Here is a 12496-nt window from a genome sequence, read left to right on the forward strand (position 1 = left end):
CATTAACTCAAGGAGAAATACAATGAAAATTATATCTTATAAAAAAATATTCGCTCTTGGAACATTAATGATGTTTGGAGCGGCTTGCGAAGTAACAGATTTGCAGCCTATAGATGCCCTTTCGGAAACAACTGCTTATGAAACAGTTGAAAGAGTTGAATTGGCTGTGACTGGGGTATATGATGGAGCTCAGTCTGGATTTTATGCGGGTGGTGCTGTGCGTGGGTATCCGTTTGGGGCTGCTCATTTACAACAAGGCGACTGCCGTGGAGAAGATATGGTAAGTGTGGCGGCATTTTATGCTGTTACTTATAATGGTACTTATGATGCTACAACGCCTAATAATGGTTTCTTTTGGCAAACTGCTTATGCCATGATTAACAGAGCAAACGTGGTAATGGATGGGGTTCGTAAAGCTCAAACAAGTGCCTCTTTGACAGAATCCGTAAAAAATGCTTATGAAGCAGAATTAAGATTCCTAAGAGCAATGGGGCATTTTTACTTGTTAGTGAATTTTGCTCGTCCTTACAGCGACAATCCAACTGCCGTAGCCAGTGGTATTCCTTACCGTGAACAGCCTATTGGTACAAGTACTGGTGTTTCTGTGGACGAAGCCAGCAAGCAAGGACGTAATACAGTAGCTGAATGTTATGATAAAATTTTAGCAGATTTAGACTTCGCAGAAGCTAATTTGCCTGCTACTCGTTCTCGTAATGCTATTACTCGTGCTACGAAAGGGGCAGTTATTGCCTTGAAAACAAGAATCCGTTTGCATCAAAACAACTGGGCGAAGGTTATCGAAGAGGCTAATAAATTGATTCCAACTTCGGGAAATTTAGTAAGTCCAGTAGGAAATTACCAATTGACGGCTACGCCAATGGGTCCTTTTGGTACTGCTAACAAAAACAATGTGGAGTCTATTTTCTCTATTGAAAATAATGACGTAGATAACGCTAGTGTGAATGGTGCTGCTCCAACAATGTATAGTGCTTCTATCACTGGTGGACGTGGTATTGTGGGTATCAGCCCTCTTATTTGGAATCAGCCGTTTTTCCCTGCTGACGACTTCCGTAAGTCTTCTGCTATGGTTCAGCAAGATGGTGCTACTTCTCCGGGGCGTGGTGCTATGTTTAGTAAAAAATATGCTGATGCTACGTCACGTACCGACAACGCTCCAATTATCCGTTATGCCGAAGTATTATTGAATGCTGCTGAAGCTTTAGCACGTTCAAGTTCGACAGTTGATACCAGAGCCTTAGCTTTATTGAATGCCGTTAGAAACCGTGCTGTGCCAGAAGGAACAGGTCGTTATACGGCTGCAAGTTTTACAAGCAGTCAGCAATTAGTTCAAGCTATTTTGAACGAACGTAGAATTGAATTCTTAGCTGAAGGTATGAGATGGTTGGATATTCACCGCCTTGGAAAAGATACAGTGTTTGGAACGAAAGGTATCCCTTCAAAAGCAAGCCAAACATTGACCTTTACCAATTTATATACTAACAATCCTGCAACAACTTACACGATGTTAGCGGCAATTCCTTATGAAAACTTTAGATTTGTATGGCCATTGCCAATTGAAGAAATCAACAATAACCCTACGTTGAAAAATCAACAAAATCCGGGTTGGTAAGAAATCAGTTCATTTCTAATGTTTGAACAATGATTCTTAAAAAGAATAGCGACCTAATTTTACATTGGGTCGCTATTCTTATTTTCAGTAATGATTTAAAAAATCCTGAAAACTTAAACTTTTGAAGTTTTAAAATACACTTTATACAGCCAAAATCCACCTGAAAGGAGTAAAATCAGCATCCAAAATTTGGTAATAAAAACCAATACTTCTTCAAATACAAACCAGCCTGTTCTGAAACTCTGCCAAATTCTTTTTAAAAAATGTGGTTGATAAGCAAAGTCATTATCCATATTGGGCTGTAATTCAATCATATTAGTTATTGGTTGAAATACTTCAATCTCCAAAGTACTATAATTTACTTGGTCTTTGATATTGAGCGTTTCTACTTTATTCATGTCGGCTTGGGTTTGATAATCAAAGAGTTTTTCTTCTGAATTAGCCGTTTCTGCTAATTTTTTCCCTTTGGTAGCAATTTCTTTTTTATAGCGATTTTCAAATTCTGAAAAACGTTTTTTGCGTAAATCACTTGCTAATAAATTCAAACTTACATCGTCGGCAGATACTTTTTTATATTCGAGGAAAGTCATTACAGGTTGAATTTCCCTTAATACTTTGTCGAAATTTTGGTTCGGAATCCGCAAGGTAATTTTGTTACTTACTTCATAAGCTTTGTTCAGCAAAATAGAATCTTCGCTAATCTCAACTTCATTTACGTGAGTCGTGTTTGAACTCAATTCTGAATGCGTAATGAAACCATCGTACTTCTCCACAATGTCTTCGATGCTGTTGCTTGCTTCCTGTACATTTTTTACTTTAAACCGCAAATCTCCTGTTTTAATAAACTTCCTTTTTTCAAAAGCAATCGTTTCAGAAGGAAACGTACTGGCAGAAACACTGTCGGCGAATTCTTCAGCATCCAAAGTTGTTTCAGCCTTTTTTTCTGTACAACCTGTAAAAATCACCATCGTAGTAGCTACCATGATGCAAAGAGCGTTTTGGTAAGTTTTCATTGCTTGTAAAGTTTTTGTTTTATTTTATCAAGAAACGAAAGCTTTGTTTCAAGTATTGTAAATACTTAAAAACTTATTAAAATTTAATTAAAAACTTATTAATAAAATTAAAAGTGCATAAAAAGACCTCAAATTTAGGATTAGTAAATTTGAGGTCTTTATGAAGTACTTATGCAAAAACAAATAGGCATTATATCGTGAAAAACAAACATTTTGCCTATTGCCTATGGCTTATAGCCTAAAGCAAAATAGTTAAAACATTACAGGAATACTTGTTAAAATCTAAATCGTAATCAACATTGCTCCATAAGAATAACCACCACCGAATACAGTCACAATGATATTTTCTCCTTTTTTGAATTCTGTTTTGTGTTCATCCAACACAATTGCACAACCCGCACAACCAGTATTACCTAAGTACTGAATATTAGAAAGCATAATATCTTCTGAAACACCTAAAGTACCAGCCACGTTTTTAGAAATTCTAAGGTTAGCTTGGTGTGGTGCGATATAGGCTATATCGTTGATGGTAAGGTTATTTCTTTCTAAAATTTGTAAACTTGCCTTTGGCATGTATGTACAAGCATTAATAAATACATCTCTTCCAAAAGGCATAATTAAGCCTTTCTTGACAAGTTTTAAATTAACACTTTCAGATGCTTTACCAACATTTGCTGCTCCGCCTGTCAATAAATCTTTAATTTCCCAATTGGTTTCACCGAAACTTTCTTTTGAGATTGAAAGTACTACAGCACCATCTCCCCAAAGATGCCCAGCTTTGGTATCATCTTCATTATTATACGCTGTATTATGTTCGGAAGCTACCACTAATGCTTTAGTAGCTTTGCCTAAAGCAAAATATCCTTGAACGATTTCAATGGCATTTAATAAAGAAGAACAAGCTGAGGAAATTGTAACAACTGGAATTTCACTAACATTAATATGATGTTGAATTGCGTGTGCTAAAGTAAAAATACTATCATAAGGAGTATAAGTAGCACCAATAATTAAATCAACTTCTGAAATATCATAAGGTAAGCTTTCTTTAATTTTATCAACTGCCTGAATGGCCATTGTATGCGTATTCTCTTCGGCTGAAGCTTTGCGACGTTGACGAATGCCAGTACGTTCGGTAATCCAGTCGTCAGTTAATCCATTTAATTCTTCAAAATAAGCATTGGTAATAATTTGTTCGGGCAAATAACTTGCTATAGCGTTTATAAACATTTGGGTTATTTTGGTCTTTTCTTATAAATGTCAACGTAATCTACTGACAATGAACTTGGTATAACTTTAAGAGTATTCCGATTTCATTGACGACCACAAAAAATTAAATTTTTGGTCTAAATCTAATACAAAGGAACTCAATGTTTTTTCATAGTACAACAATTTATTAGAAATAAACAATTATTACTTAATAAAGTCCTGTATTTTTTTGTACTATTTCCATGTTTTTTGGATAAATCCCATAAAAGCAAAGCTAAATGCTAAATTTAACAAACTTTGGTGCTTGGAAGTCTAAAAAATACGATTTGATACAAAAAATGATATTCGTCATTTTACAATGAATGATATTAATCACTAATCTATCTTGCTTCTGCCTTTTTCTTGAACCAAACTTTTTTACTTTTATTACTTACTTCATCTGATTTACCTTGTACTTTCTGAGAAACATGTGGTTTCGTTGGACTTGGAATTGGAGCCACATTACTCTTTTTAAAATCATGGTCTTCAATTACTGGAATATTTTTGGCAATTAATTTTTGAATATCTCTTAAAAAGTTTTTCTCTTCTGAATCACAGAAAGAAAATGCCGTTCCGTTTGCTCCTGCCCTACCTGTACGCCCAATTCTATGCACATAAGTTTCAGGAATATTCGGAATATCAAAATTGATTACATAAGCTAAATTATCCACATCAATTCCTCTAGCGGCAATGTCAGTAGCGACCAATACTCTAGTCGTTTTACTTTTGAAATTATCTAAAGCTCTTTGACGAGCATTCTGTGCTTTGTTTCCATGAATGGCTTCGGCTTTGATGTCGTTTTTAGCCAACACTTTCACTACTTTATCAGCTCCATGTTTAGTGCGAGTAAATACTAAAACTGTTTCGATAGATTTGTCTTTCAAAATATCCATTAACAAAGCATTTTTCTGGTCTTTTTCTACAAAGTAAACTGCTTGTTTGATAGTATCTGCGGTAGATGAAACAGGCGTTACTTCTACTTTGACAGGTTTGAAGAGAATATTATCCGCTAATTTCTGAATTTCAGGAGGCATCGTTGCCGAGAAAAATAACGACTGACGTTTACTTGGCAAAAAAGTAAGAATTTTCTTGATGTCATGCACAAAACCCATATCTAACATACGGTCGGCTTCGTCCAAAATAAAAATCTGAATCTCTTTTAACGAAATAAATCGCTGATTGATTAAATCTAATAATCTACCCGGAGTAGCTACCAAAATATCTACGCCATCTTGCAAAATATCTGTCTGACGTCCTTGCTTTACTCCACCAAAAATTACAGTATGTTTAAGTCCCGTAAATCTTCCATAAGCTTTGAAACTTTCGTCGATTTGAATCGCTAATTCACGAGTCGGCGTAACGATTAGTGCTTTGATACTCCTTTTTCCACGATGTTGAACAGGATGTTGACACAACAATTGAATCGTCGGAATGGCAAAAGCTGCTGTTTTTCCTGTACCTGTTTGAGCTACTCCTAGCAAATCTTTTCCTTGAAGTATGGTTGGAATCGCTTGGGCTTGAATAGGTGTTGGCGTACTGTAACCTTCCTCAGCTAATGCTTTTTGGATAGGTTCAATTAAATTTAATGATTGAAATGACATGAGGATGTTGTTAAAAACGAAAAGGTTTTAATATGAAAACGAACATATAAAACACTAAAAATCAAATAATTGCTTATGATTAATAAGCGAAAAAAGTAGCATTTATTGTACACGATTGTGTAATAATCTCTATAATTTTCTGAATGAAATATTTAATAGCTTCGAAAACTCTGATATTCTTTTTACTTCATTCTGACTGACGAAACAAATCGAAATACCTCTTTTACCCGCTCTGGCAGTTCTACCACTTCGGTGAGTATAATATTCAGGCTGGTCTGGCAATTGATAATGAATTACGTAAGCCAAATCGTCCACATCAATACCTCTTGCAGAAATATCCGTAGCGACCAATATTTTCAATTTATGATTCTTGAAAGCACGCATTACTTTGTCTCTTTCACTCTGCTGCAAATCTCCATGAATAGCATCTACTGCAATATTTTTACTGACTAACTGTTTCGTTAGCAGTTGAACAGCCGCTTTTGTTCTGCAAAAAATTATGCCAGTTGAAGCTCCCATCGTTTTTAAAAATTGCATCACAAAATCAAACTTCTCTTTTTCTTCACATACAAAAAACTGATGTTCAATCAAGTTGTTAACCACTTCGCTTTTACTTACTTGAACGGTATGTGTGTTTTTAGCCATATAAGTATCCACCAATTTCTGCAAAGCACTTGGTAAAGTAGCCGAAAAAAGCCATTTTGAAGCATCATGAGGCGTTTGTCTGAGAATATTGTCTAACTCATCTTTAAAACCCATACTCAGCATTTCGTCGGCTTCGTCCAAAATCAAGGTTTTAACCGCACCTAAATCCACAGCTTTTCTAGCCAACAAATCAATTAATCTGCCTGGCGTGGCTACAATAATCTGAGTTGGCTTCGATAATGCTCTTAATTGAATATCTATTTTTTCGCCTCCATAAACTGCTTCAACAAATATTTTTTCTGGAGCATACTTTGTCAGTTTAAACAAATGCTTAGCTATTTGCTGACAAAGTTCACGAGTTGGTGCTAAAATTAACGCTTGTACTTCTTTTGATTTAGGATTTACTTTCATCAAAAGCGGTAAACCAAAGGCAGCAGTTTTACCTGTTCCTGTTTGTGCTTGTCCAATAAAATCGTTTTGATTTTTTAATAAGTAAGGAATTGCTTTTTCCTGTATTTCAGAAGGCTTAATGATATTCAGTTCAGTCAATGCTTGGATGAAATGCTCTGATACGCCTAATTGTTTGAATGTTGCCAAAATTGTATTTTTTTATTGACAAAGGTAAGGAATTATTAATGAAGAAGCTCTTTGATGAGCGATGATACAAAAAAGGCTATAAGTTTGGTTACTTATAGCCTTTGATTTTTTCTTGAAAATTACCAAGCCATTCTTGGTAATGGACTTACATCTTGTGCACAAAACTCTCCTTTTTCAGCTTTGAAATGTGCCGCCATTGCTATCATCCCTGCATTATCGGTACAATACTGAAAAGCTGGAATATAAACATTCCAATTTTCTACCTCTCCCATTTTTTGCAATTCAGCTCTTAATCCAGAATTTGCCGAAACACCACCAGCAATCGCAATTTCTTTGATTTTATATTGTTTAGCCGCTTTTTTGAGTTTCTGTAAAAGAATTTTTATCAAAGTTGCCTGCATTGATGCACAAATATCAGCCAAATTTTCTTCAACGAAATTGGCATTTTTCTTTGTTTCTTTTTGCAAGAAATATAAAAATGAAGTTTTAATTCCTGAGAAAGAGTAATTCAAGCCCTGCATTTCTACCATCGGAAATGGAAAACGTTCTGGATTTCCTTCTTTAGCGTACTTATCAATTAAAGGACCACCCGGATAAGGCAAATTCAATAATTTAGCGGTTTTATCAAAAGCCTCTCCCACGGCATCGTCTTGGGTTTCACCGATTACTTCCATATCTAAAGGCGAACGCACAAAAACAATTTGGGTATGTCCTCCGCTTACAGTCAAACATAAAAACGGAAAATTAGGCTTAGGTTCATCAATAAAATGTGCCAAAACATGGGCTTGCATGTGGTGAACATCAATCAAAGGAATGTTCAAACCCATCGCCAAAGCCTTGGCAAACGAAGTACCCACTAATAATGAACCTAAAAGACCTGGGCCACGAGTAAAAGCAATGGCATTTAGGTCATTTTTTGTTATCTTCGCTCTTTCAAGTGCCTCTGCCACAACAGGTACAATATGCTGTTGATGTGCACGGCTTGCTAATTCGGGAACAACCCCACCCCATTTTGTATGGATAGATTGGCTTGCTACAATGTTGGAACAAATTATGCCGTTAATAATTACAGCTGCTGAGCTGTCATCACATGATGATTCGATTGCTAAGATTGTCATAATAATGCAAAGATAATGAATGCTAGTTGATAGAACACAGTGAAAATAATACCTTAGCAATTCTGTAATTGGCTTTTGTCTAATTTTTTACAGTCAACATAATTTCTTTATTAAAAAATAAATGTTCATAAAGGTTTCTAAAATATTGACAAAAATAATCCTCTACACAGTGGTAGGTTTATTACTGTTGGCTGTTTTAGGCTCTTTGGCACTTAGAAGCTCCTATTTACAAACCAAGATTGCCCAATATTACGCTCCCAAAATTTCTAAAGCTCTTGGTTATCCAATTGAAATTGATAAAGTAACGATTCGTTTTTTTGATGAAGCTACGCTAGAAGGCGTAAGAGTAAAAGATTATCAGAATCATCAAATGATTGATATTGAAAAACTAGATTTAGATTTTCAATTGAAAAGTCTTTTACAAGATTCTCTGAAAACGAAATTAGATTATGTAAGATTGTATCATCCAAAAGTTGGTTTAGTAACCGACAAAAAAGGTGATTTGAATATCGATGAATTTATTCGCCGTATCAATAAGCTCACGGCATCATCTACACCCGACCCAAACCATAAACCTACGCCATTTATCATTGGTGAAGCTGATATTGTAGAAGGTATTTTTAGCATGAATGATGAATCGGAACCTTATATGAACGACAGAAAATCGTTCGACCATTATCATTTTAAACTCCATGAATTGAACGCTCACCTCAAAAATTTTACTTTGATTCGTGATACTGTTACTTTTCAAACAACGCTAAAAGCATACGACCGCTCTTCTGATTTAAGAATTAAAACACTTAAAACGCATTTCTTGATTTCTGATACGCAAATGCGTTTTGATGATTTATTGCTAAAAGTAAATAATTCAGTGGTAAGAAATAATATCGTCATGTCGTTCAGAAGTCAAAAAGATTTCAAACATTGGAATGAAAAAGTAAGAATGCGTGCCAATTTTGATTCGACGGTGGTTGTCGCAAGTGATATTGCTCGTTTTGTAAACGACATGTATCAGTACAAAGAAATTTATTACCTCAATGGCAAATTTGATGGTACAGTAGATGATTTTAAACTCCAAAACTTCGATTTGTATTTTGGTAAAAAATCTAAATTAAGAGGCGATTTTGCCTTCAAAGGTTTGCCCAATATTCCTAAAACAGATATGAATTTCAACATGCGAAAATCGTATGTTTTGGTAACTGACCTAGAAAAATATATTGGTAAAGACCCCGTAAAAGCCATTGAAAAATTTGGGCATATTACTTTTGACGGAACTTTTAAAGGAAGTACCTCTAATTTTAAAACGATGGGATTACTGACTTCTGATTTAGGGAAATCGGACGTGGATGTTGCGATGGTTTTAAAGCCAAACGAAGCAAATTCTACGTACAAAGGTTCTTTGAAATTAGAAGATTTCAAACTCGGAAAACTCATTGAAAATGCGGGTTCTTTAGGTGACATTTCACTTTCTGGAAAAATAGAAGGCATTGGTTTTTCATTGAAAAATGCCAGTTTGAATTTCGATGGAACGGTTAAACAAATTGGTTACAACGACTATAATTATAAAAATATTGACATCAATGGTAAACTTGCCAAAGAACTTTTTGATGGAAGAATTGCCGTAAAAGATACTAATCTTATTTTGAATGTTTTCGGAAAAGTAGATTTACGAAATGGAAAAAGTGACGTAGATATGCTTGGAAAATTATCAAAAGCTAACCTAAAAAATCTTCATTTCACGAAAGATGATTGGCGAATTTCTACTTTGCTTGATATTCAATCGAAAGGAAAAACCATTGATGATTTAGTCGGGAAAGCGAAATTCATCAATACTTATGTTACGCTTGAGCAACGAAATTTAATTCTTGATTCCTTGTATATTACTTCTAAACTTGATGATAGTACTCGAAAATTAAACATTGAGTCAGATTTAGTTAATTTGGATTTTAATGGAAATTTCAAGCCTAGCCAAGCTTTTGAAGATTTAAAAGTACTTGTTGAAGAATATAAAATTTACTTTGTTGGCGATGAGGCTACTCGTAAAGCCTACTATGCTAAAAAGCCATTAACGCCTCCACAGAATTACCAAATTGCTTATCAGTTTTATCTCAAAAACTTCGACCCAATTCTTTCATTTTATTATCCAGATGGACATATTTCTAAAAAAACCTGGATAGATGGCACTTTTGGGATTAGTAATACTTCTACTTTCTCTTTGAGTTCGAAGATTGACACTTTGGTTTTGGGTCAAAACTATCGTTTCTATCAGTCGGATATTGATTTGAACTCTTCAAAATTCTATAATACGCCCGAAATATTAGCGTCCCTAATCTTGAATTCTAAAAAGCAAAAAATCAGTGTACTTGCACCAACAGAACAACTTGATATTGATGCATCTTGGGCAAATGAAGGGATTAGATTTACCAGTGGTTTAAAACAAGTAGGAACAACCAATTTCGTAAAACTCAATGGAAATTTAAAGTTTATTCCAGACGGTATTGCTTTACAATTCAAACGTTCTAGGCTTCATTTACTTGACCAAGATTGGAACGTTAGTCCCGACAACGCCCTAACAATTATCGGTAATGAAATTACTGCCAAAGATTTATACTTGAGTAATTTAGAACAATTCATTGCCTTGAATGGAAATGTTTCGGAAGATTCACTCAAAAACTTAACTTTTCAAGCTAAAAACTTCAAGCTTGAAACCTTAGCACCTATCGTTTCCTTGAATATGAAAGGCTTGGTAAACGGCGAAGTAGAGATAAAAAACATTTATAAAAGTATTAATCTTGATAGTCATCTGAACATCAAAGATTTGTATTTGGATAACTTTTTGATTGGCAATGTAACAGGCGATGGCGTTTTTGATAACGAAAGACAAATTGTAGATATTAATTATTCTTTAGAGCGTCTTCAAAATCAAGTATTGAGCGTAAGAGGTATTTACGACCCTAAACAAAGTGAAAATTCACTTGATTTATTGGCTACTTTAAACCAAACAAATCTTCAAATTTTAGAACCTTTCACAAAAGGGCTTTTCTCTAAAATTGGTGGTGTAGCCATTGGAAATATCAATATAACAGGCAAGCCTTCGCACCCGATTTTAGAAGGAGCAATAGATATTAAAAAAGGTACGCTGTTCTTCGATTATTTGAAATCTGTCTTAAACTTTGAAGATAAAATCACTTTTGAACCTGACGAAGTAAGAGCGAAAAGTCTTCGTTTAACCGACGATGAAGGCAATAAAGGAACGCTAAAAGGCAGTGTTTTTTTTGATGGTGACAAAACTTTTAGTGTAGATTTAAACACGACAATGAATCGTTTCAAAATCTTGAATACGCTCAGAAGAGATAACGATACTTATTACGGAACAGCTTATGCCACAGGAAAACTCAATTTAAGTGGCACTTTCGATAATCTTAACATTTCTGCCGATTTAAAAAGTGACAGAGGAACAAGATTATACATTCCGCTTGACAAAGCACAAGATGCGGGAAATCAAGAAGAAATTGAATTCCTCAGTGCAAGAGTAGCCAAAGATTCTTTGAATAAAAGCCAAGCAAAAAATGGCTCAAGTAGCGGTATCAAAATGGATTTCAATTTTGAAATTACGCCTGATGCCTATGGAGAAGTACAATTCGACAAACAAACTGGCGACATTATGCGTGCCAATGGTTCTGGAATTATCAACCTAAAAGTAGATACAAGAGGCGGTTTTGATATGAGTGGAGATTATAATATTGAACGTGGAGACTATACTTTTACTTTCCAGAATATTATCAACAAGAAATTCAATATTCAAAGAGGAAGTAAAATTTCATGGTCGGGCAATCCTTATGAAGCTATCGTTGATATTCGGGCAGCTTATACACAAAATTTAAGCTATTTGGGTTCTGTTATTGACTCTACTGGAAGAGGCAGAGAATTGAGAAATAAAGCTGATTATACACGCCGTTACCCAGTTGACATAACGATTAATTTAAAAGATAGACTTTTACAACCAACAGTTTCTTTTAATTTGAAAATGCACGATTATCCGCAAAACCCCGATTTCAATTCTGCGGTAACTGCATTCGAAAACAGAATGAAAACGGATGATCAAGAACTAAACCGACAAGTAAGTAATGTATTGTTGTTGGGACAAATGGTTTCGCAGACGAATTCTACTGCCTTTGCTACAGTCAATTTAGTAAGTAATTTAACAGAATTATTATCGAATCAATTGAGTAATGTTTTCTCAAAAATTGATCAAAACCTAAACGTCGATTTATCATTAAACGGAAACGGCTTAAATCAAGATTTGATTAATAATTTACAGCTTAGACTTTCATACAATTTCAACGACCGATTTAGAATTACGAGAAGTGGCGGTTTTACAACGGCTACCAATCAAACAAATGCCCAATCACTTATCGGTGACTGGGCATTGGAATGGTTTATTACCAAAGACGGAAGTTTGAGATTTAAGACTTATAACAGAAACTTACAAACGTCCATCTTGGGAGCTTTAAATACTTATCAAACCTTTACTTCTGGCGGAGCAAGTTTATTGTACACCAAAAGCTTCAATTACTTATTTTTAAATAGAAAGAAGGCTAAAAACCCACTTGCTGAATCAAACGAACCAATTGTTAATCCATAGAG

7 protein-coding genes are annotated in these 12496 nt (G+C 34.8%); 2 read left to right on the top strand and 5 right to left on the bottom strand.

Annotated elements, in window-relative coordinates:
* Window positions 1-22: 22 nt before the first annotated feature.
* Entirely contained in the window at window positions 23-1630 is a 1608-nt protein-coding gene (locus HNP25_RS13150; protein ID WP_229202861.1) for a RagB/SusD family nutrient uptake outer membrane protein, read from the top strand.
* Between the two features lie 113 nt (window positions 1631-1743).
* On the opposite strand, the gene HNP25_RS13155 is transcribed toward HNP25_RS13150, so the two are convergent.
* The 5 genes from HNP25_RS13155 to tsaD all read right to left on the bottom strand — a co-directional run bounded on the left by HNP25_RS13155 (window position 1744) and on the right by tsaD (window position 7849).
* On the bottom strand, window positions 1744-2643 hold the full coding sequence (locus tag HNP25_RS13155) for a DUF4349 domain-containing protein (RefSeq protein ID WP_184134796.1): 900 nt from the start codon (window positions 2641-2643) through the stop codon (window positions 1744-1746).
* A 282-nt stretch (window positions 2644-2925) separates the two neighbouring features.
* Window positions 2926-3870: a 3-oxoacyl-ACP synthase III family protein gene (locus HNP25_RS13160; protein ID WP_184134798.1), complete on the bottom strand. Its 945-nt coding sequence runs from the start codon at window positions 3868-3870 to the stop codon at window positions 2926-2928.
* A gap of 359 nt (window positions 3871-4229) precedes the next feature.
* The gene (locus HNP25_RS13165; protein WP_184134799.1) at window positions 4230-5489 is read right to left on the bottom strand and encodes a DEAD/DEAH box helicase; all 1260 of its coding nucleotides are present in this window, start codon (window positions 5487-5489) and stop codon (window positions 4230-4232) included.
* A 129-nt stretch (window positions 5490-5618) separates the two neighbouring features.
* Window positions 5619-6731 (bottom strand): DEAD/DEAH box helicase, encoded by a 1113-nt coding sequence (locus HNP25_RS13170; protein WP_184134801.1) that lies wholly within the window; start codon window positions 6729-6731, stop codon window positions 5619-5621.
* Window positions 6732-6850: 119 nt separating this feature from the next.
* Window positions 6851-7849, bottom strand: a complete 999-nt coding sequence (gene tsaD, locus HNP25_RS13175; protein ID WP_184134803.1) for a tRNA (adenosine(37)-N6)-threonylcarbamoyltransferase complex transferase subunit TsaD — start codon at window positions 7847-7849, stop codon at window positions 6851-6853.
* A gap of 145 nt (window positions 7850-7994) precedes the next feature.
* Between tsaD and HNP25_RS13180 the strand changes: the two genes are divergently transcribed.
* Complete coding sequence (locus tag HNP25_RS13180; RefSeq protein ID WP_184134805.1) at window positions 7995-12494, top strand: translocation/assembly module TamB domain-containing protein; 4500 nt, start codon at window positions 7995-7997, stop codon at window positions 12492-12494.
* Window positions 12495-12496: the final 2 nt, after the last annotated feature.

The sequence above is a fragment of the Arcicella rosea genome (genome assembly GCF_014204325.1).
Taxonomy (GTDB): Bacteria; Bacteroidota; Bacteroidia; order Cytophagales; family Spirosomataceae; genus Arcicella; species Arcicella rosea_A.